15 protein-coding genes, 1 tRNA gene, 2 rRNA genes and 1 pseudogene are annotated in these 20,883 nt (G+C 55.7%); 2 read left to right on the top strand and 17 right to left on the bottom strand.

Annotated elements, in window-relative coordinates; genetic code table 11:
* Positions 1–46: 46 nt before the first annotated feature.
* Both ACZ1HV_RS18785 and ACZ1HV_RS18780 read left to right on the top strand, forming a co-directional pair.
* Positions 47–1,036, top strand: coding sequence for a sugar-binding transcriptional regulator (locus ACZ1HV_RS18785; RefSeq protein ID WP_472715988.1), 990 nt, complete (start codon positions 47–49; stop codon positions 1,034–1,036).
* The gene (locus tag ACZ1HV_RS18780; protein WP_472715987.1) at positions 1,033–2,514 is read left to right on the top strand and encodes a xylulokinase; all 1,482 of its coding nucleotides are present in this window, start codon (positions 1,033–1,035) and stop codon (positions 2,512–2,514) included. The genes ACZ1HV_RS18785 and ACZ1HV_RS18780 overlap by 4 nt, the downstream gene beginning before the upstream one ends.
* Before the next feature lie 10 nt (positions 2,515–2,524).
* Here the strand turns inward: ACZ1HV_RS18780 and ACZ1HV_RS18775 are convergent, their stop codons facing one another.
* From ACZ1HV_RS18775 to ACZ1HV_RS18695, 17 genes and pseudogenes are all read right to left on the bottom strand, one after another.
* Positions 2,525–3,343 carry a TIGR01459 family HAD-type hydrolase gene (locus tag ACZ1HV_RS18775; protein WP_472715986.1) on the bottom strand — a complete coding sequence of 273 codons (819 nt, stop codon included), beginning with the start codon at positions 3,341–3,343 and terminating at the stop codon, positions 2,525–2,527.
* Positions 3,340–4,599 (bottom strand): FGGY-family carbohydrate kinase, encoded by a 1,260-nt coding sequence (locus ACZ1HV_RS18770; protein WP_472715985.1) that lies wholly within the window; start codon positions 4,597–4,599, stop codon positions 3,340–3,342. Before ACZ1HV_RS18770 ends, ACZ1HV_RS18775 begins: the two co-directional genes overlap by 4 nt.
* Positions 4,596–4,943 carry a hypothetical protein gene (locus tag ACZ1HV_RS18765; RefSeq protein ID WP_472715984.1) on the bottom strand — a complete coding sequence of 116 codons (348 nt, stop codon included), beginning with the start codon at positions 4,941–4,943 and terminating at the stop codon, positions 4,596–4,598. The genes ACZ1HV_RS18770 and ACZ1HV_RS18765 overlap by 4 nt, the downstream gene beginning before the upstream one ends.
* Before the next feature lie 65 nt (positions 4,944–5,008).
* Positions 5,009–5,665 (bottom strand): class II aldolase/adducin family protein, encoded by a 657-nt coding sequence (locus ACZ1HV_RS18760; protein WP_472715983.1) that lies wholly within the window; start codon positions 5,663–5,665, stop codon positions 5,009–5,011.
* On the bottom strand, positions 5,649–7,166 hold the full coding sequence (locus tag ACZ1HV_RS18755; protein ID WP_472715982.1) for a glycerol-3-phosphate dehydrogenase: 1,518 nt from the start codon (positions 7,164–7,166) through the stop codon (positions 5,649–5,651). The genes ACZ1HV_RS18760 and ACZ1HV_RS18755 overlap by 17 nt, the downstream gene beginning before the upstream one ends.
* Before the next feature lie 69 nt (positions 7,167–7,235).
* On the bottom strand, positions 7,236–8,273 hold the full coding sequence (locus tag ACZ1HV_RS18750) for a 2-hydroxyacid dehydrogenase (RefSeq protein ID WP_472715981.1): 1,038 nt from the start codon (positions 8,271–8,273) through the stop codon (positions 7,236–7,238).
* Entirely contained in the window at positions 8,273–9,835 is a 1,563-nt protein-coding gene (locus ACZ1HV_RS18745; RefSeq protein WP_472715980.1) for an FGGY family carbohydrate kinase, read from the bottom strand. Before ACZ1HV_RS18745 ends, ACZ1HV_RS18750 begins: the two co-directional genes overlap by 1 nt.
* Positions 9,832–10,956 (bottom strand): ABC transporter ATP-binding protein, encoded by a 1,125-nt coding sequence (locus tag ACZ1HV_RS18740; RefSeq protein ID WP_298819626.1) that lies wholly within the window; start codon positions 10,954–10,956, stop codon positions 9,832–9,834. The genes ACZ1HV_RS18745 and ACZ1HV_RS18740 overlap by 4 nt, the downstream gene beginning before the upstream one ends.
* Positions 10,953–12,058: pseudogene (locus ACZ1HV_RS18735) on the bottom strand (ABC transporter ATP-binding protein). The gene ACZ1HV_RS18740 and the pseudogene ACZ1HV_RS18735 overlap by 4 nt, the downstream one beginning before the upstream one ends.
* A 4-nt stretch (positions 12,059–12,062) precedes the next feature.
* Positions 12,063–12,920: a carbohydrate ABC transporter permease gene (locus tag ACZ1HV_RS18730; RefSeq protein ID WP_298819622.1), complete on the bottom strand. Its 858-nt coding sequence runs from the start codon at positions 12,918–12,920 to the stop codon at positions 12,063–12,065.
* A gap of 1 nt (position 12,921) precedes the next feature.
* Positions 12,922–13,836, bottom strand: a complete 915-nt coding sequence (locus ACZ1HV_RS18725) for a carbohydrate ABC transporter permease (protein WP_472715979.1) — start codon at positions 13,834–13,836, stop codon at positions 12,922–12,924.
* Positions 13,837–13,922: 86 nt separating this feature from the next.
* Entirely contained in the window at positions 13,923–15,362 is a 1,440-nt protein-coding gene (locus tag ACZ1HV_RS18720; protein WP_298819619.1) for an extracellular solute-binding protein, read from the bottom strand.
* Positions 15,363–15,398: 36 nt separating this feature from the next.
* Complete coding sequence (locus ACZ1HV_RS18715) at positions 15,399–16,358, bottom strand: sugar-binding transcriptional regulator (protein ID WP_472715978.1); 960 nt, start codon at positions 16,356–16,358, stop codon at positions 15,399–15,401.
* A 420-nt stretch (positions 16,359–16,778) separates the two neighbouring features.
* Positions 16,779–17,072, bottom strand: coding sequence for a hypothetical protein (locus tag ACZ1HV_RS18710; protein WP_472715977.1), 294 nt, complete (start codon positions 17,070–17,072; stop codon positions 16,779–16,781).
* Between the two features lie 65 nt (positions 17,073–17,137).
* A tRNA-Met gene (locus ACZ1HV_RS18705) sits at positions 17,138–17,214 on the bottom strand.
* 245 nt (positions 17,215–17,459) lie between these two features.
* Positions 17,460–17,574 (bottom strand): 5S ribosomal RNA (gene rrf / locus ACZ1HV_RS18700).
* Positions 17,575–17,954: 380 nt separating this feature from the next.
* A 23S ribosomal RNA gene (locus tag ACZ1HV_RS18695) occupies positions 17,955–20,679 on the bottom strand.
* Positions 20,680–20,883: the final 204 nt, after the last annotated feature.

Here is a 20,883-nt window from a genome sequence, read left to right as displayed (position 1 = left end):
AAATCGAAATTCAGACTCCCAGGATCACAAAGGCAAAAGAACGAAAATGTCAGACACTCAAAAGGACGGATCAGGCGGGGAAAGCGCAAGATTCATCGAGGACACCACAGCCTGGGCAACCTGGCTCTACTATGCTGAGTCCCGGACGCAGGCCGAAGTTGCCAAGGCACTCGGCGTCTCGCGCGCATCTGTAGCGAATTATCTCGCCGATGCCCGGCGGCGTGGCCTTGTGACCATCAGTCTCGCACCCGACCTTCTTGAGCAGGCCGATCTCAGCCAGAAACTGGCCACACGTTTCAATCTCAAGGGCGCTTTCATTGCACCTGAAGTCAGCGAAGAAGACGGCGACCCCAAGTCGCTTCGAAAGCGTCTGGGCATTGCCGGTGCACAAATTCTTTTGTCTCGATTGAAAAAAGACATGACGCTCGGTGTGGCTTGGGGGCGGACCATGCTGGAACTGGCAAACGCATTGCCGGAACGCCGGCAGGAAAGCCTGCGTGTGGTGCAGGTCTCCGGTAGTTCCCTTGGTGACGATGCCTCCTCGCCGGAAGCGTGCACCTTGTTCATTGCGAACCGTCTCGGCGCAAGGTGTCATAACTTTCACGCACCCGCCGTGGTGACAACACCCGATCTTCGAACGGCGCTTTTGGGAGAGCCATCTCTGAAACGCCACTTTGAACGCGTGCACAGCTGTAACACTGTTGTCTTTGGTGTCGGGGAACTGAATGACGAAACCAGGTGGGCTGATGGCAACAACCTCATCCAACCCTCCGCCGAGGAATACATGAAGGCAGGCGCAGCCGGCATTGTCATCGGACGTTTTATAGATGACCGGGGAAATGCTTTGGAAGGCCCGCTTACAGGACTTCAGATCGGCATGGAATTGCAGGATCTCAAGGCCGTTCCGGAACGCATTTGCGTTGCAGGCGGACAGGAAAAGCTTGGGGCTCTTCATGCGTGCCTCACTGGAGGATATGTGACCGATCTCGTGACCGACAGGACAACTGCCGAGCATTTGTTGAGGGAGGACAAATGACAAAGGATCTGGTCATCGGGCTGGATAGCTCAACGCAATCAACCAAGGCGATTGCCTGGACAGCATCTGGAAAACCGGTGGCGGAGGGGCGTGCTTCAATCTCCCTGTCGCAACCAAAGCCCGGCTGGGTTGAACAGGATGTCGAAGACTGGTGGTCAGCTGCATGCAAATCACTGCGCGCCCTTTCCGAAGAAATCGACACGTCCCGCGTTGCGGCGCTTGCGATCTCCAATCAACGCGAAACAGTTGCCTTTCTGGATGAACAAGGTCAGGCGATCCGTCCCGCGGTTGTCTGGTTGGATGAGCGTGCGAAAGAGGAAGTCGGACTGCTGTCGCAAGAGATCGGACAGGACAGGCTGCACCGAACCTCCGGAAAACCGATCGATATCACTCCGGTGATCTACCGTCTCTCCTGGTTTCAACGCCACGAACCGGAGATCATGAAAAGAACCGCGAAGTTCGCTGACGTTCATTGCTTTTTGTCAGGCCGGCTTACGGGAAACTGGACATCCAGCTGGACAAGCGCTGACCCCTTTGGCGTTCTCGACATTGCAACCATGTCCTGGTCCAAAGACTTCCTCAGGCATCTGAGCGTCAGCGCTGGCCAGTTCGGTGCTCTGGCGCGTCCCGGAACACTGGTTGGTCACGTGACCGCGCAAGCCGCAGACCTGACAGGATTGCCGGAAGGACTGCCCCTCATTGCTGCCGGTGGAGACGGGCAGTGCGCGGGGCTGGGTGTCAATGGGGCTCGGGAAGGCGTCATTTATCTCAATCTGGGCACCGCGCTGATTACCGGCGCCTGGGCCCCTGATCCCATGATCAGCCTCAATTGGCGGACAATGACGTCCCCGACAGGGAATGGATACTTTCTGGAAGGCTGTCAGCGCGCGGGTGCCTTTTTGCTGAACTGGTTTGTCGACACATTCGCAGGTGGCAGTAATGACCCCACCGTGTTTTCCAAACTCGAGGCGGAGGCTGAACAAATCCCGATCGGTTCTGAAGGGGTAACCGTTTGTCCTTATCTGACCGGTAGTATGGACCCCCATTGGGATACTGGCGCACGCGCAAGCTTCAATGGCATGTCGTCGAACCATGGGCTGGGTCATCTTTACCGAGCCATCCTGGAAGCAATGACGCTTGAAAGCGCCAGAGCCATAACAGCGATGAAGGCAAACGGCCTGAAGATCGAAAAGATCGTTGCCGTCGGCGGCGGCGGCAACAGCGCACTCTGGACGCGGATGTTTGCGGACGCGACCGGACTTCCGGTTCATATCAGCCAAAGCCTTGAGGCATCTTCACTTGGTGCTGCGATGAGCGCGGCCTTTGGTGCCGGCTGGTTCCAAAGCCTTGATCAAGCCGCTGCCGCGATGAGCGAAGAAAGCGCGCCTGTTGTGCCGGATCCCGAACAATTTCAGGCCTGGAATGACTTGTCTTCCCGGCAATTCGCCAGTTATCGGCCTGAATTCACCGGCCCTTGATGTCGCTCGATCAAAAGCGAAGTGACGGTATGGAAAAATCAGGTGCAACGTCGACATTGTCGGTCTTTGCCTGAACACCATTTGCGATTAGCAGTGTCCTGCATCCAACCGCTGCCGCGCCTGCAATGTCGTGATGATGACTGTCGCCGATCATCAGAACCCTGGAAGGTTCCAGTGACCCCAATGTCTCTAAAGACCTGAAAAAAATCTCCGCCCCAGGTTTGCCGACAAAAACGACCTGCCCGCCGGCTTGCTCGTAGTCAGCGGCAACAAGACCGGGACCAAAGGCGGCCCTGCCGTTCACATAAACCATATGATCCGGATTGGCGCAGATTGCCGGAACACCCCATTCCGCCAACGGACGCAACATCGTCAGGTAGTCTTGCCGCGACAAGACTTCCGGCTGAAGCCCTGAAATGAAAACCAGCCTGGTCGAGGAACTGATTTCGTCGGAGAGTTCCAACCCAAGCCCCTCCAGCACCGTGACATCGCTTTCGCGGGTCAGGTTCAGTACAGCATCTCCCTGCGAAATCGAGCCGCCTTTCAGCATCTTCAGGACCTGATCCCGCGCTACCATACCCGAAGTGACAACGTCCGCGATCAGGTCGGGCGTAAATCCAAACCGATCAAGGCGTTGCCGGTTGGGATCTTTCATGCGGCCTGAATTGGTAATGGCGACAACGGGAACCCCTGCAGCTGCGACCCTTTTAAGGCAGGGCACCGCGTCCTCGAACGGTTCGACGCCGTCGTGCAGAACACCGAACTGATCTATGAGAATGCCGTCGAATTGTTCCAGGATATCTCCAAGGCCGGAGATTTCTATCGTCATGTCTGTCCCTTCAAGAATGACCAGGCAATGCGCGCTGATCCTGCTGCGGCCTCTCCGGAGGCCACCGTTGCGACCGGCACAGACAACAACCGTGAACGCAGACGTGTCCAGACTTTGTTTTCAGCGCCCCCGCCGACCGACCGGATCGACTTCAACTTCGGTCCGCCAAGTTCCATCAAACGCTGATAACCCAACAACTCGATATTGGCGATACCTTCAAGCAACCCATGCAGGAACATGTGTGCTGCATCGGGACGGGGGCTGACCCTTGAGGCAAGGCCAGGATCACCGATCGGGAATCTCTCGCCCTGTTCTGGCAAGGGATAATAGTCGAGCCCGCACGAAACGTCCGGGTCAATCAATTGGCTCAGGGCAGCAATTTCGTCGGGTGAAAAATGCACTGCCAAGGCACCTCCACCACTGTTCGACGCGCCACCGGCAAGCCATTGGCTGCCGATACGATGACTGTAGATACCGAATTCGGGTGCAAAAATCGGATGGTCCGACAAGAGTTTGATTGTCATTGTCGTCCCGAGTGCGGTGACACCGTCCCCCGGGCTGGAAGCGCCGGTTGCCAAAAAGGAAGCACATCCGTCCGAAACACCGGCCACGACTGGAATACCTTCTGGCAACCCGAATGCGCCTGAGGTCGTTCCGGTCTGCGTGCCTGTGGCAACAACATCCGGCAACAATTCTGCCCGGATACCAGTCTGAGCTACCCAGTCGGGCCATGCCCTGGCAATCGGATCGTACCCGGTTTTCAGGGCGTTGCTTTCATCGCTCGGCATGGCTTTGTCTGTGAGCAGTTCAGCTATCCAGTCCGCCTGGTGGGCAATACGGGCAATGCCCGTGCGACGCTGCAGAGAAATTGACCTTGCAAGTGCGGAGCTTGAACCATGCGCCGCACTTTGCCTCGGAGCCACTTTCGCAATCGCCTGAGGGATCTCCGGATCGTCGACCACATCATTATACATCAGCGCTGAGCCGATTGGTTGATCATGGGAATCCAGAGCCAGGACGGTGCCGGACGTTCCGTCGACGCAAATAGCTTCGATATCGTGAGAAGGTATGGTCTGAAGCATTGATGAAAGCGCTTCGTCCAGCGCTGCGGACCAGACCGCGGGATCGTTCCGCTCTCCCGACGAGAGATCCATCGCGGCCTTCGAGACGGAGACCACATGGAATTGCGCATCAAGCGCTGCAACCCTGACGCCTGACGTGCCGACATCGATACCAATGGCAAGACCCTTGCTCATGCCCGCGCGCTTTCCGTGCTGTTGAGAGACTGGCGAAGCTTCTCGGCATCCCAGTTGATCAACGCGTCTTCCTGTTCATCCGTGAGCCGCTCCAATTCGGCGCTCGGATCAACCCTTACAAGCACATCACCGAACGCCCGCACAAGCGTAAGCGTTGCCGCATTCGCGGTCTCCGGTACTGCAACACCCTGGCCTGGACAAATCACGAGTTTCCGTTCTGAGCGCGCCTTCGAACCTCGAACAGCCGCTTCGGCAGCCGTTTCGGTATCCTTCGCAACCACGCATCCAGGGCCCAGGAACACGACATGATCGGGGTAGAGTGAATTGCCGTTGGCAAGCGCCAACAAATGGTCATCGAATGCAAGTGACTGTGTTGTGGGAAAAGGGGCCGCTTTCCAGCCGCTACCCTTCAGCGATCTCTGCCAGTCAGAGTTTGGTTCCGCCCCCGTGCAATCGCCACCGGCTCAAGCAGGCACGAAACCTCATAGATCCGTTGCAAGGCTTCCTTGACCGTGTCACCAGTTGCAACCAAACCATGATTGCCCAGGATCAGCACTTTCGTCTTCGCAGTGATGCGTTCCAGAATCCCGCGCGCAAGATCCAGACCCGGCTTGAAGTAGGGAATGAACACGGCATCCAGGCCGGCCAGCCTATGCCGGACAATTTCTTCAGCATCAGTCCTCGCGGCAACCGCGATCGTTGCAACGCAATGCGTATGCAGCACGACAGGTGTGCCGAGGATAGCATGAACCGAGGTTTCTATCGACGAATGAAGCGCGGGTGCACCTTCGACAGACGCAAGAAAACTGGCCGTGTCTTCTGCGCTTTCGCTCCCGGCGTTGAGAGCCACGCAAAACCGGTCGGCATCAACCGGGACCATGATGTCGCGCTCATTTGCCTCCGCCAGCCAGGTTCCGGAGGCCTTTATCCACATTCTGCCGTTTTTCTTGAGTGAGGTATTCCCACCGGGCCCTTGCACTTGCAGCGGGTTCTTTCCCAACTCAGCTGAAGCGGTTCGTAATCTTGCAAATTCCGCGCTGTTCCGCAGCTCAAGAAACGGGTTCATGGACCGCCTGTCTCCTTTCAAGCCAGTTTTCAAATTCTGATTTTTCGGCCGGGGTCAGAAACAATCCGTGTTTGGTCCGTCGAAGCAAAAAATCTTCCGAACTGACGGCCCACTCCTCGCGCAACAGCCAATCTGCTTCCTTCTCGAAAAAGGCACCGCCAAAGTGCTCGCCCAGGTCGCCGATGTCGTTGACACCATCCAGCAGTCGCACAGCGTCGGTGCCGTAGCATCGCGCCAGGTGAAGCAGAAATGTCTCCGGCAGATAGGAAAAACGCCTTTTGAACCCGGTGAACCAGGCATCGAAATTCTTGTCCGGCAGATCTCCGCCCGGCAGTGGCGTATCGGCGGTCCAGGCGCCGCCCATCTCGGGAAAATAGGGTGACAGCATCTGAAGCGCCTGTTCCGACAACTTTCTATAGGTCGTCAGTTTCCCGCCGAAGGCGGAGAGCAGAGGAGGTTGATCGCTGTCTGGTTCCAGCGAACCGTCAAGCTCGAACTGATAGTCGCGTGTGACAGCCGACGCACTCTTGTTTGCGTCATCGTCGAAGAGCGGACGCACACCGGAATAGTTGAACAGAACGTCTTCTGCCTTGAATTCTTGATCGAAATAGCTTCTCAGGATTTCGAGCAAATAGTCGACTTCGGATGGGTCGATTGCGACGTCCTCCGCACGGCCTTCGAAGGGAATGTCTGTCGTCCCGATCAACGCCATGTCGTCAAAATAGGGATTTACGAAGATCAGACGTTTGTCCGGTGCCTGCAGGACATATCCGTGATCTCCCTGCCACCATTTCGGCATGACAAGATGACTGCCTTTCACAAGGCGAACACTCATCCTGGAATTTACACCCGCCACTTCTCCGAGAACCTTCTCGACCCACGGCCCGGCCGCGTTGACGACAGCTTTAGCGAAGACAGTTGTTGCAGGCTTCCCCTCTCCTTTCAGCTCCGCGCGCCACACGTTCCCGTACCGCCGGGCGGACATGCAGGCCGTCCTGGTAAAGACCTGTGCGCCACGCCTGGAGGCATCAACGGCATTCAGGGCCACAAGGCGCGCATCGTCTATCCAGACGTCCCAGTAACTGAAACCCTTGGTGAACCTTTCTTTCAACCGTTCACCGGCCAGATTCTTGCGCAAATCGATCGCACTCGATCCCGGAACCCGCTTGCGCCCGCCCAGATTGTCGTAAAGAAACAACCCTAACCGAATGAGCCAACGGGGCCTTTGTTCGGGACTGTGAGGAAGGACCAGCTGCAACGGCCATGACAAATGAGGGGCAGCTTCCAGAACAACCTCGCGCTCGTTCAGCGCCTCGCGAACCAGTCTGAATTCGTAATATTCAAGATATCGCAGACCACCGTGAATGTACTTTCCCGAACGCGAGGAAGTCCCTTCGCCGAGATCTCCCTTTTCGCACAGGATAACGGAGAGACCGCGTCCGGCCGCGTCGCGGGCAACACCTGCACCATTGATCCCGCCACCTATAACAAGCAGATCCACAGGTCGCTCCGGAGATCTCCCTCCGGTTCATACTTGGAATGGTCAGGCGTCATCAGGTTCACGGAAACCTCAACACGGACTGAGTGGTGGCTCGTCGGAAATCCATCGCCGGATTTCTTCGGCAATCCTTTGTGCGGCAATTTTCACTGTCTTCTGGGATGCGCCGGCGATGTGAGGGGTGAGCGTCACATTGGGGAGCTGCAGAAGGGGATCATTCGGATCGGTCGGCTCGACAGCAAATGTCTCCAGCATCGCGCCACCAAGTTGCCCGCTCGACAGGGCTTCGAAAAGCGCCTGGTAATCCATCAAGGGACCGCGTGCGGTATTGATAACCACGGCACCGGGCTTCATCGCGGCAAATTGATCCTTGCCGATCATCCCGGTGGTTTCCTTGGTGACCCTGGGATGCAGCGTTACAACGTCGGACTCGCCCAACAAACGGTCCAGCGCAACCTGCTCAACACCGTCCTGACTGTCTTCTACAGACAATTGAACATATGGATCTGTGACGAGGATCTTGCTGCCAAAGGCTCTCAGCAGCTTGACGACGCGGGTTCCCACATTACCGTATCCAATGACACCGATGCACATGTCGGACAATTCGTTACCGACGATGTCGGCGCGGTAAAGATCACCTCGATAGTCGCCTTTCCGCAACGAGTCATGGCCTTTGGTGATGTTGCGTGTCTCTGCAATGATCGCCCCGATAGTGAATTCGGCAACGGCAGATGCGTTGCGGCCGGGCGTGTTCACAACAAGAACACCTCGTTCGCGCGCTTCGTCCATTGCGATGTTGACGGGTCCACCGCGAGAGACCCCGACCAGCTTGAGATTGGGTGCGGCTTCCAGAACACCGACCGAAACGGGAGCTAGATGAGTTACAAGCACCTGCGCATCCTGCAGATGATCGAGCACCAACTCCGGCGTCCCCAAATATTCCTTTAAACCCTCCAGCCCCGGTGTCGCATAGCCATGCTCCATCGGTTCGTCTGGCCAGGCGAGGTCGATACACTTGCAGGTTACGCGATCGCCACATGAGGCGAGAATTTCCCGTTCAAAGACGGAAGAACCCATGAACCTGTCGCCGATGATTGCCACTGTTGTCATCAACTCAGCTCCCGCCTGGCTTTCGATTGACTTGACCACACGTGCGGAAGTGCACGCCGGGTTTCCAGATATGTGTCGAACAGGCCGTTATAGAGAGGCATCAACTCCTCATCAGGCAGTTCGGCATCGTTGAGATGCGGCTTGACCCATACATCGACCGCCGAAGCCACGTCTTCAAAAAGGCCTTGCTGAACTGCGGCAATCATCGCCGCTCCCGCAGCTCCTGCTTCCGGTTGCGCTATTGTACGCACGGGTGCTCCGAGACCTGCGGCAAGCAGCGTCCGAAATGCCTTCGATTTAGCGGCACCGCCTGTAAGCCTGATTTCCCCCGGGACGTTGCCCATGGTTTCGTAACAGTCTCTTCCTGCGAGTATGAGGCCATCGAAAACGGCACGCAGCATGTCAGCCCAGGTTGTTCCCTGATCGAGGCCCGTCCAGCTTGCGCGTGCATCGGGATTGGTGAAAGGTCCCCGTTCGCCTGCAGACGAAATATAGGGATGATAGAACGCGCTGCCCGGTCTTGCTCCGATGACAAGATCGTCTATCGCGGCAAGAAACATTTCCGGTTCCACGCGCATATTCTGCGTTGCGCAGATCTGGGAGGCGATCCCGAGCGCCCAATCGATATTCAACGTGGCAGCCATGTTTGTTTGCATTTGTGCAAAGGCACCACCCGGAAACGGCATGGTATAACCGCACTGTGCATCGTTCAGGACCACGGCCTCAGCGTCAGGCACGAAACGCATGTGCATTCCTGTCGAACCAAGAATGGTCAGTCCGGGTGCGGCCGCCGGATCATAAAGACCCGCACCAAGCGCACTGCACATGACATCCACAAGTCCGAGGCAAATCGGGGTCCCCTGCGTCAGACCGCACACTTTCGCTGCTTCGTCAGACAAGCCATGGGAAACAACCGACCCGTCTATGATTGGCGGCAAAAGTTCCTTGTGATCCGCCAGTCCGAGGGTGTCGATCACTTCAGGACTGTAGTTTCTTGTCCGGTAGTCACCGAACGTGAAAACCCCTTCCGAAATATCGGAGGCCCGAACCCCGGTGAGTTTGAAATAGAGCCAGTCCTTGCAATGAAACGCCGTCGAAGCCTTCTTAATGAGATCGGGAGCATTGTCCCGCATCCAACACAGATGGGTTCGCATCTGACACACATTGATGCCGGTAGCGGTACGCTGATAGATGACGTGGCATTCTGCGCCTTCGGCCAAGTGCCTTGACGTTTCGGCGGCCCGTGCATCAAGCCACAACCAGCCATCATGCACAGGCTCGCCATTCCGGTCGATGAGCCAGGTCCCGTCCCCTTGACCGGTGACGGCGACAGCGGCGCATCTTGAAGCACACTCAGGGACTGAATCAACCAGCTGACCCAGCACCGCAACCGTGTCGCGCCACGTTCGGTTCATGTCCTGTTCAACACCGCCATTTGCGAGCGACGTATATTCATTTCTCCGGCTCGCAAACGCGATCTGGTGCCCCGACAGATCAAACGCCACAGCCTTGATCACGGAAGTACCGGCGTCGATCCCGATGATGAGATCCTTTTCGCTCATGCCAGGTTTCCTCCATGGCTGAGCGCATCACCAGATTTTGTATCGAATATGTGCAGATCGGCCGCTGCGATCGACACATTGATCTGATCACCCGGCCTTGGCAACGCCAGGTCATGAACAACCGACACAATGCTTGCACCCGCAAACCGCGCCGCAATATGCGTCTGATCGCCAAGCCACTGGTTTGCAAAGACCTCGGCCGGCAACCCTTCTTCCGTCAGTTGAACCGAATGCGGGCGAATGCCAATCATGATCCCGTTATCATGCTGGATGCGTTGCCGAAGTTCCTCTGAAAACGCGGTCACTGGATATCTCAACGCCGTGTCAGCCGACAGACGCAGTTCAACCTGGTCGCCCGAAACACCGGCAACAGCCGAAAAGAGATTCATCGGCGGTTCTCCGATAAACGCGCCTGTAAAGATGTTCGCCGGCCTGTTTTTCAGGTTTTCCGGTGTATCGAACTGCTGAAGAATGCCACCTTCCATTACAGCGATCCGGTCCGCCAGCGCGTTCGCTTCGGTCTGGTCGTGGGTTACCAGTATCGCCGTTAGCTCATGCTCCTTGATATAATGCTTGATCCTGCCGCGAAGGATCGCCCGCAATTGAGGCTCAAGCTGACCCATAGGTTCATCCAGAACATGGAGATCCGCGCGCCGTATGAGCGCCCGGCCCAAACTTGCTCTTTGCTGCTGGCCACCGGAAATAGCATTGGGACGCTTGTCGAGAATGTCGCTGATTTCCAGAAGTGCCGCAATTTGTTCGACCCGATTGTCGACATCGGATTGCGGGAGCTTCTCGGACTTGAGCGCGAATGCAATATTCTCCCTGATGCTCAAAGGCGGATAAAGAGAGTATCCCTCAAATGCCATGGCAACACCGCGTTTGGCCGGAGCAAGCCGGTCAATTCGGCGCCCGTCAATTGAGACCTCACCGGCGCTTACCTCTTCAAAACCTGCGATCATCCGCAACGTGGATGTCTTTCCGCAACCGGACGACCCAAGCAGTGCTACGATCTCTCCACGCTCGACTTCAAGGTCGAGATCCTGCACAGCATGCACTTCGTGATCTGTACCGGGATTGTAGCGTTTGTTGATCGAATTCAGATGAAGTTGCGCTGTCATGCTGCCTCCTCCACCTGATTTCCGTCAGGTTCGGGAGCGATACGCTGCCCTGTCGCCCGGTCAAACAGGATCGCGTCTTGAGCAGCGATCTGAAGGTTTACCTCCGGTCCGGCAGGGACCGGATCTTGCGCGGGCTGCGACAACAGGATTTCCCGGCCGCGCAGGGTCGTCGCCAGAGTGACGGTCTTTTCATTGAAGGGCGTAACCGCCTCAATCGTTACCGGAAAGCCGCCTTCTTTGGCAAAAGAGAGTGCCTCCGGCCTCAGGCCAACGATACAGTCTCTGCCGGCAACACCTGGAAAACGGCCGTGAAAATCGACCCTCTGGTCGGAGAGGAAAGCGTGCAGGCCGCGATCATCTTGCTTTGGCACCACATCGAGAAGGTTGATTGTCGGATCGCCGAAAAGCTGTGCGATTTGCGTATTCGCCGGCCTTCTGTAGATGTCTTCCGGCGATCCGATTTGAACGATATTTCCCTGATCGAGCACGGCAATCCGGTCGCCCAGGGCCATGGCTTCTTTATAGTCCTGAGTGACATAGATGATCGTTGCGCCGCGGTCTGCCAGCAGCCGCGGTAACTCCAGCCTCATTTCAAATCTCAGCTTCGCATCGACATTGCGCAGCGGATCATCAAGCAGAAGAATCTTCGGCTCCGCAACAAGTGCCCTGGCAAGCGCGGTTCGCTGCTTCTGACCGTTGGAAAGCGCTTTTGGAGCATGTGAAAGCACGTGCTCGATCTTCAACAACCGGGCAACGGCATCGACTTTCGTTCGGATCTCTGACGCGGACATGCGCTTGGAGGTCAGCGAACTGGCGATATTGTCATAGGCTGTCATATGCGGGAACAGCGCGAAGTTCTGAAAGGCCATACCAATACCGCGATATTCAGGGGGAACCGAGGTAACGTCCTCCCCCCGATCGCGATGGATCCGCCATCAGGGTCTATGGCGCCCGCGATGCTGCGCAACAGGACTGTCTTGCCAGCACCGGACCGCCCGAACAAAACCAGCGTTCCACCCTCCGGGACGCTGAGCGACACGCCGTCCAGAACGATTTCGTCACCGAACGATTTTGACAATGATTTGAGTTCAAGAAATCCCATCTGGTCAGCCCTTCACCGCACCGAGGGAGAGCCCTTCGACAAGATATTTTTGTGCCCAGAGTGCAAGCGCGAGCGTCGGTGCGATCGACAGCACGATTGCCGCGGCGATCTGGCCATATTGGATTCCGGATGCGGTTACGAAGGCGAGTGCCCCGACCGTGACTGGCTGCTTGTCAGCAGAGGCCAGCACGAGCGCGAATATGAAGTTGTTCCAGGCGAATATGAATGCAAGCAGGCCGGCGGCCGCGATGCCCGGGCCAGCAAGCGGCAATGCTATTTTTCGGAACGTCGAGAACCAGCTGTGGCCGGCGATCCGGTAGGCATATTCAATGTCTGGAGAAATATCCTCGAAATAGCCGCGCACGATCCACAAGATCAACGGAAGACAAATCAACTGATAGACCCAAACCAGGCCAAGATAGGTGTCTGCCAGACCGATTTCCTGAAAATAGAGTGTCAGCGGCAACAGAACCAGCAAAGGCGGGGCAAATCGAAAGGACAGCAAGGTGAAGGCTATGTCTTCGGACCCCTTGAATTTGTGCCGCGCGAAGGCGTAGGCCGCCGGCACTCCCAGACACAGTGCGACCGCCACCGAGCAGACAGACAGGATGATCGAATTCATCAGATTGTTCACGAAGTTGATGCCCATGCTGGCAACGTTGGAGTCCAGGCGGCCTGCAAGAATTGCCAGATAGTTGTCGAATGTTGGAACGAAGGACATTGATGGCGGCGAACGCAGGATCGTTTCATTCGTCTGAAGGCTCATGAGTACGATCCAGAAAATCGGAAACATGAAAAAGATCACGATGATCGAAAGCGCGACACGCCGGAACCAGCGCTCCAGGAAAGAAGTATGATCCATGTCACGCGCCCCCTTTTGCGCGTTCACGCAGCCGCAGCCAGTTCTTGACGAAAATGTTCGAGAGCACATACGTGATGGCCCAGAGGATCAGCAGCAGTGCCGCGGACCGCCCGACATTCGTCGACTGGAAGAAATTCAGATAAGCCTCGACCTGAAACACCATCAAAGTGTCGCCCGGCCCACCCTGGGTCATGGCGTAAATGATGTCGAACTGCTGAATTGAGTCGAGGAGGCGGAACAGAGCGGCCGTCAGAATGTAAGGCATCAGCATGGGCAGTGTTATCCGCCAGAACTGCTCAAGTTGCGGCACACCATCCAAATCCGCGGCCTCGAAAGGCTGGGTGGGAAGCGAGCGCAGCCCGGCCAGGAGCAGGATCATCATGAATGGTGTATAGACCCAGATATCCACGAGGATCACGGTAAAGAGAGCCGTGTCCGGTGACGAACCCCATCTAAAATCGTCAAAGCCGATTACTTGCATGAAATAGCTCAGGATACCGAAGTTCGGATTTGTCATCAGCTTGAACATCAGCGCGGCCAGTGCGGGCGCTGTCATCAGAGGCAGGAGCAACATGATGGAAATGAAGTTATTGACACGACTGCGCTTTTTCAAAAGCAGCGCAATCGCCAGTCCGAGCAGCAATTCCAGAACCACAGTGGATCCAGCATAGACAAGCGACACCTTCAACGTGTTCCAAAAATCAGCGTCAGTCAAAAACCTGACGTAGTTTTCGCCCCAGTTCATTTCCCGGTTCCAGGGCTGGGACATCCGATAGCGCTGGAGTGAATAATAGATTGCCGTCACGAAAGGAATGAGAATGCCGATGCAAACGATCAATGCCGGCAAGCTCAAAACATAAGGAAGCATCCTGGGCGAAATGAATTGGCGTCGCCGGGTCATCACGGTGTCAGTCATAAAAACACCAGGTTTGGAGAAACATTGTTGAAAGGATCAGAACGGCATACGCGACGTTGGGAGCCGCGTATGCCGCAGGCTGCGACCTATCTCAATCCCGCTTCACTGAGCTGAGAATTCATGCTCTGAGCGAGTTGATCAAGGCCTTCATCGACCGGCACTTCGTTGGCGACCATCCTTTGCAAGGTGGCTGCCCATTCGGTTGTCAGGTCGAAGAACAAGGGCTGCGCGGTGAACTTGATCGACGCACCGGGTGCCGAGACATCGTGCATCTCGACATAGCCAGGATAGTTCTTGTTCAACCGCTCACGGAAAAGGTCACTGTCCCAAACGGACTTGCGGACAGGGTTCACGAAATCCATTTCCGTTGCCCCGAACAAGCCGTGCTCCGGACCCGAAGCCCACTGCATGAAGTACCAGGTCGCATCCAGATCCTTGGAGAATTTCGTCATGGCAAGCGACCAGATCCAGATATTCGGTGTGGGTGCCGAGGCTGCCGGGTTCGCAGCAAATGGTGCGAACTGCAGCTGTCCCGCCATTGCATTCTCACCGCCATTCATGAAGTAACCCAGAATATCGGCATCGAAGATCATAGCCGACTTGCCGGCTCCAAGATCCGTGCCCACCTGGTACCAGGTATGGGTTGACCAGTCACTGGCACCGCTTTCCTGGATCATCTTGACCCATTTGGCATGGAACTCTTTTGATCCCGGCGTGTTCATTGCCGCACTCAGCTTGCCGCCATCATTGCTCAGATCGGATTCGCCGAAATTCGCATAAGCGGAGAGGAAGCCCGGATGGATCGTTGCCCATGAGCGCGACCCGCGGACACCTATTCCGTAAACACCGTCGTTCCCTGCCTGCACGGCGGCAGCAGCTTCCAGCATCTCGTCCAGGTTGGTCGGCACTTTCACACCGGCCTTTTCAAACATGGCAGCGTTAAAGGTCAGATTGTTCTGCTCGTAGCCCCAGGGGATGCACCATTGCTTGGCATCGTCAGAGCCAAGTTCACCACCCGGGACACCGTTCCACGCACAGGATTTGCGCACGCCTTCCAGCATGTCATCCCAATTGTAGTTCGGATTGGTTTTTGAAGGATCGTTGATCCATTCATTGTGATCGACAATCCACCCCGCCGGACCGTAGGTCCAGGTCATGTAGGCCCCGGTCATAAAGGCATCATACTCACTGGAACGGGAGGACAGCGCCGCTGTAACTTTGTCGAAATAAACGTCTTCTGGAAAAATGTCGTAGCTGACATCCATCCCGGTCAATTCTTTGAAGGCCGGCAGATTGGCAATCATGGCATCCGTATAGGGATGCTTGTTCAACAGCAGCTTGACGCTTTTGCCCTTGTGCTTTTGCCAATCGAAATCAGCCGCAAGCGCGTTTGACGCCATCATGTTGTAGAGTGTGCCAGCAGATGCTGCGGTCATCCCGAGTCCGCCAAGACGTCGGATAAGCGCTCTGCGATCCATTTCCCCGCGCAAGAACGCCCCTATGGCATCTTTTTCCTTGTCGTACATCCTTATTTCCTCCCTGGTGAAATTTGGCGCACCGCGTCATTTTTGATCTTCTAAAAGCGCCTTGGCTGTTACCTCGTCAGTCAATAGTCCGGTCAAATGTCCATTCCTGAGTGCAGCTGTGATCGCCCTGACTTTGGTTGCTCCTCCAGCAATCGCGGTCACTTCCCGGCCATTCAGGCTTTCGATCGGCGGCGCCATGACGCGCTGGTCGAACTCTGTTTCGATCTGGCGTCCGTCAATGTCGAAAAACTGGCCTAAAAGCTCGGCAACGGCACCACTTTCGCGCAGCTCTTTCGTGCGGTTTGGATCATCAATGGCCGTGTCGATGATGCTTCCCTTATCAGGATCTAGGCTGCCGACACCCAGAACGACAAGAGACGCCTCGTCGATCAGAGCCATTGTGTCCGCAATTCCGAATTGCTTCGTCATCACCATCTTGTCCGCGGCACTGTTGGCATAAAGCGGGGCCGGTAGAAGGTGTGCTTCAGCACCTGTTTTCTGGGCCAGGCGATATATGACGTCATATGGATTCGCGGCATAGGAGCGTGTAAGGCCGCCGAGAACCGACACAAACTGCTTTCCGACCACCGGATCCCGCCCCATCGCATTCACGGATGCGGTAAGCGTGCGGCCATTTCCAAGGCCAATGATCTTGTGACGGCTTCCGCTCGACACTTCCATAAGATATTGGGCACCGACAGTGGCAAGCGAGCGCAGCGGCATCGGTCCACTTTCCGGTATCTCCATCGCGACACGGCAGAAATTCAAACCGAACCGCTCCATGAGCTGGCGCTCAAGCATGACGCATTCGGTGGCTTCCACGTCGACAAAAATCTGAACCAGACCGTCAGCCTGAGCACGTGCAATCAAACGATGCGCACGCGTATTGGTGACATTGAGATGCCGAGCAACTTCACCCTGAGTCAATCCGCCGACGAAATGCAACCAGGCAGCTCGCGCTGCAACGTCCGGATTGTTTTTAGCTTCAATTGCCATTCATATCACTCGAAGTGCAAAATATTGCGTTGGTGCAAAATATTGCACTTCGAGTTTGGAAGGTCAAGTTCATGATCGCATCGGGGCCGTACCCCACTTGATCAATCATCGGAATACGTATGAAAGCCCACCATCAAAGCTTCAAAGACCGTCTCGACACCAACGTGGAACTAGAGAGATAAATCATTGTTTCCACGAACCAAATCCGCACACCGAGGCAACTCAAATCGATACTTCCTAATAGGAAACAACGGTTTCAAGTGTCTGCGGTTCGAAACCAAAACAAAATTTTTAAGGCCAACAATGGAGAAACTTTTGCACCAGGACCCTTGCCGTTTGTCGTAGGTTTTTCCCGTTCGCCTTCGTCTATTTGCGTTGAGCGCGTTGGGATATTTTGTTGTTTTGTTTTGATTTTGGTTCTCATTGCACCAAAACAAAAAGGCCGCCCTGGAGGGCGGCTTTTTTGTTGTTTGCGTGCGCAGGATTTGGTTGTTTTTTGCTCTTCTGCGTCTGGCTTTGGCGCTCCTTGAAGGACCCCGTCAGGTTAAAATCGGCGACCCCTTCCAACAAAAAAGCCGCCCTGGAGGGTCGGCTTGTTTTTGTTGGTTGCGGGAGCAGGATTTTATGTTCGCTTTGCTCCATTGCGCCTTCGGGCTTCGCCCTTGTCGTGAACCGCAAATCGGGCCTTTTTGGCCCGCTTTGCTGGGTCCACATCCTGTATCCGTTACCCGAATACGACAACAGCCCCACCCCTTACGGGATGAGGCTGTTGTCGAATTTGGTTGCGGGAGCAGGATTTGAACCTGCGACCTTCAGGTTATGAGCCTGACGAGCTACCGGACTGCTCCATCCCGCGTTATTTTTTGCGCGTCCTCGATCTTTTGGATCTTCGGTCGTCGCGTGGGCTGCTCCATGTGGGGCATGCCCGTGATTTCGGGTTGACCGGAGGACTGCGCTGACATGGGACTTAAGATCCGGAGCGCAGCGGAGGCAAGGCCAAGAGGCCGCCGGCCGGTCAGGCCGCCCTCGCGGAGCGCAGCCCGAAGGGCGGTACGCGCGTGAGCGACAGCAAATTGAAGAGTTTCAAACTGCGTTTAGCAGGCCTGGCGGCGACCTACTCTCCCACACCTTAAGATGCAGTACCATTGGCGCTGGGGAGTTTCACGGCCGAGTTCGGGATGGGATCGGGTGGGGGCTCCCCGCTGGGGCCACCAGGCCGGCGAAGCGCAGTTTGTTGTGAACTGGTAAGATGAGTTTATCCTCACGGTTGAGCGGGCTTCGCCCTAACCTCCGGACGGGGCGCGCAAGCATGCGCGGCGGCCGGTCAGCCTTGCGGACCCTTCGGTCCGGGCTCTTTTTCCTTGCAGATCAAGAGCCTGAAGGCTTTGAGAACACTGGTCTTTTCTTAATTATTGATCGATTTCGGTTTGGGCACGTTCCGGAGCTTTACTCCGCAAGCGCAAGTGCGCGCCGGCCGGTCAGGCCGCGTGGTTCGCAGGACAGGTCCGTGAGGACCGGTACGTCCGTGAGAACAAAACCGCATGATCTTTTAAATGCGCCATGGGCGCCTTTAAAAGATGAACATTGACTAATGAGAGGATCAAGCCGAACGAGCTATTAGTAAAGCTAAGCTTCATGCGTTGCCGCACTTCCACACGCTTCCTATCGACGTGGTGGTCTTCCACGGCTCTTCAGGGAGAGCTGGTTTTGAGGTGGGTTTCCCGCTTAGATGCTTTCAGCGGTTATCCCTTCCGTACATAGCTACCCTGCAATGCGGCTGGCGCCACAACAGGTCCACCAGAGGTACGTCCATCCCGGTCCTCTCGTACTAGGGACAGATCCTCTCAATTCTCCTACACCCACGGCAGATAGGGACCGAACTGTCTCGCGACGTTCTGAACCCAACTCACGTACCACTTTAATTGGCGAACAGCCAAACCCTTGGGACCTGCTCCAGCCCCAGGATGTGATGAGTCGACATCGAGGTGCCAAACAATGCCGTCGATATGGACTCTTGGGCATCATCAGCCTGTTATCCCCGGCGTACCTTTTATCCGTTGAGCGATGGCCCTTCCACGAGGGACCACCGGATCACTATGGCCGACTTTCGTCTCTGCTCGACTTGTCAGTCTCGCAGTCAGGCAGGCTTATGCCATTGCACTCAACGAGCGATTTCCGACCGCTCTGAGCCCACCTTCGCGCGCCTCCGTTACCATTTGGGAGGCGACCGCCCCAGTCAAACTACCCGCCACACACGGTCCCGGATATTGTTGTACCGCGGTTAGATATCCATGACGACAAGGGTGGTATTTCAAGGGTGACTCCACCTCAGCTGGCGCCAAGGCTTCAACGTCTACCACCTATCCTACACATGTCGTGACGAATACCAGTGTGAAGCTGTAGTAAAGGTGCACGGGGTCTTTCCGTCTGACCGCAGGAACCCCGCATCTTCACGGGGAATTCAATTTCACTGAGTCTATGCTGGAGACAGCGGGGAAGTCGTTACGCCATTCGTGCAGGTCGGAACTTACCCGACAAGGAATTTCGCTACCTTAGGACCGTTATAGTTACGGCCGCCGTTTACTGGGGCTTCAATTCGGTGCTTGCACACCTCCTCTTAACCTTCCAGCACCGGGCAGGCGTCAGACCCTATACGTCGTCTTGCGACTTCGCAGAGCCCTGTGTTTTTGATAAACAGTCGCCACCCCCTGGTCTGTGCCACCCCAATCCGGTTGCCCGAACTGAGGTCTCCCTTCTCGCGAACTTACGGGAGCATTTTGCCGAGTTCCTTCAGCATAGTTCTCTCAAGCGCCTTGGTATTCTCTACCAGTCCACCTGTGTCGGTTTCGGGTACGGTTTATACGGTGGAGCTATTTCCTGGAACACCTTCGCTGCACCCCCAATCCAATAAGGAGATACAACACACGGCATCCGTCACTACCACCAAGCTGCAGAATATTAACTGCATTCCCATCGACTACGCCTTTCGGCCTCGCCTTAGGGGCCGGCTAACCCTGCGCCGATTAGCGTTGCGCAGGAACCCTTGGACTTTCGGCGAGAGTGTCTCTCACACTCTTTATCGTTACTCATGTCAGCATTCGCACTTCTGATATCTCCAGGAGCCCTCACAGGTCTCCCTTCGCAGACTTACAGAACGCTCCGCTACCGCGCATCAAAGATGCACCCGCAGTTTCGGTGTATGGCTTGAGCCCCGGTACATTTTCGGCGCGGGACCCCTTATTTAGACCAGTGAGCTGTTACGCTTTCTTTAAATGATGGCTGCTTCTAAGCCAACATCCTGGTTGTTTTGGGAGTCCTACATCCTTTCCCACTTAGCCATAACTTAGGGACCTTAACTGGCGGTCAGGGTTGTTTCCCTCTCCACAATGGACGTTAGCACCCACTGTGTGTCTGCCGGATAGTACTTCTCGGTATTCGGAGTTTGGTTAGGATCAGTAAGGCGGTAAGCCCCCATAGCCCATCCAGTGCTCTACCCCCGAGAGTATTCATCCGACGCTCTACCTAAATAGATTTCGCGGAGAACCAGCTATTTCCGAGTTTGATTGGCCTTTCACCCCTAGCCACAGCTCATCCCCGACTTTTTCAACAGGCGTGGGTTCGGTCCTCCAGTGCGTGTTACCGCACCTTCAACCTGGCCATGGCTAGATCACTCGGTTTCGGGTCTAATCCAACGAACTAAAACGCCCTATTCAGACTCGCTTTCGCTGCGCCTACACCTACCGGCTTAAGCTTGCTCGTTAAATTAAGTCGCTGACCCATTATACAAAAGGTACGCTGTCAGGCTTGCGCCCTCCAACTGTTTGTAGGCATCCGGTTTCAGGGTCTGTTTCACTCCCCTCGTCGGGGTGCTTTTCACCTTTCCCTCACGGTACTTGTTCGCTATCGGTCGACAAGGAGTACTTAGGCTTGGAGGGTGGTCCCCCCACGTTCAGACAGGATTTCACGTGTCCCGCCCTACTCAAGGACTTGCAGAACTTCTACCCGTACGGGGCTATCACCCACTAAGGCCCGACTTTCCAAACGGTTCCGGTTCTTATCTACAAGCCACTGGCCTGGTCCGCGTTCGCTCGCCACTACTAGCGGAGTCTCGGTTGATGTCCTTTCCTCCGGGTACTTAGATGTTTCAGTTCCCCGGGTTTGCTTCCCTTGCGGGATACTCCATAAAGGAGTGGGTTTCCCCATTCGGAAATTCACGGATCAAAGCTTATTCGCAGCTCCCCATGACTTATCGCAGCGTATCACGTCCTTCATCGCCTCTTGTCGCCAAGGCATCCACCGAATGCCCTTAAGACACTTGATCACTCTCATTATCAATGTTCATCTTTTTTCGCGCCAAAGGCGCAAAAAAGATCATGTCTGCTTGCGCTGCCGCCTTCGGCTGCTTGAGCGCGTTAAACACCCAATAAACCTCTGAACAGATCACGCAAACATCGTCTGCATCTCACCAGATCAAGCAAAGGTCCCTTTTAAAACCCAAGCCCTCAAAGGCTAAACACAAACTGAC

This window comes from Roseibium sp. JB4-4, from assembly GCF_055693425.1.
The sequence above is the reverse complement of the archived record's forward strand: the minus strand, read 5'-3'. Positions and strand labels throughout refer to the sequence as shown.

What these genes read in the sequence shown, in the direction of transcription:
- ACZ1HV_RS18785 (WP_472715988.1), top strand. Translation starts at nt 47, where the DNA reads ATGTCAGACACTCAAAAGGACGGATCAGGCGGGGAAAGCGCAAGATTC.
- ACZ1HV_RS18780 (WP_472715987.1), top strand. Translation starts at nt 1,033, where the DNA reads ATGACAAAGGATCTGGTCATCGGGCTGGATAGCTCAACGCAATCAACC.
- ACZ1HV_RS18775 (WP_472715986.1), bottom strand. Translation starts at nt 3,343, where the DNA reads ATGACGATAGAAATCTCCGGCCTTGGAGATATCCTGGAACAATTCGAC.
- ACZ1HV_RS18770 (WP_472715985.1), bottom strand. Translation starts at nt 4,599, where the DNA reads ATGAGCAAGGGTCTTGCCATTGGTATCGATGTCGGCACGTCAGGCGTC.
- ACZ1HV_RS18760 (WP_472715983.1), bottom strand. Translation starts at nt 5,665, where the DNA reads ATGAACCCGTTTCTTGAGCTGCGGAACAGCGCGGAATTTGCAAGATTA.
- ACZ1HV_RS18750 (WP_472715981.1), bottom strand. Translation starts at nt 8,273, where the DNA reads ATGACAACAGTGGCAATCATCGGCGACAGGTTCATGGGTTCTTCCGTC.
- ACZ1HV_RS18745 (WP_472715980.1), bottom strand. Translation starts at nt 9,835, where the DNA reads ATGAGCGAAAAGGATCTCATCATCGGGATCGACGCCGGTACTTCCGTG.
- ACZ1HV_RS18740 (WP_298819626.1), bottom strand. Translation starts at nt 10,956, where the DNA reads ATGACAGCGCAACTTCATCTGAATTCGATCAACAAACGCTACAATCCC.
- ACZ1HV_RS18730 (WP_298819622.1), bottom strand. Translation starts at nt 12,920, where the DNA reads ATGGATCATACTTCTTTCCTGGAGCGCTGGTTCCGGCGTGTCGCGCTT.
- ACZ1HV_RS18725 (WP_472715979.1), bottom strand. Translation starts at nt 13,836, where the DNA reads ATGACTGACACCGTGATGACCCGGCGACGCCAATTCATTTCGCCCAGG.
- ACZ1HV_RS18720 (WP_298819619.1), bottom strand. Translation starts at nt 15,362, where the DNA reads ATGTACGACAAGGAAAAAGATGCCATAGGGGCGTTCTTGCGCGGGGAA.
- ACZ1HV_RS18715 (WP_472715978.1), bottom strand. Translation starts at nt 16,358, where the DNA reads ATGGCAATTGAAGCTAAAAACAATCCGGACGTTGCAGCGCGAGCTGCC.
- ACZ1HV_RS18710 (WP_472715977.1), bottom strand. Translation starts at nt 17,072, where the DNA reads ATGTGGACCCAGCAAAGCGGGCCAAAAAGGCCCGATTTGCGGTTCACG.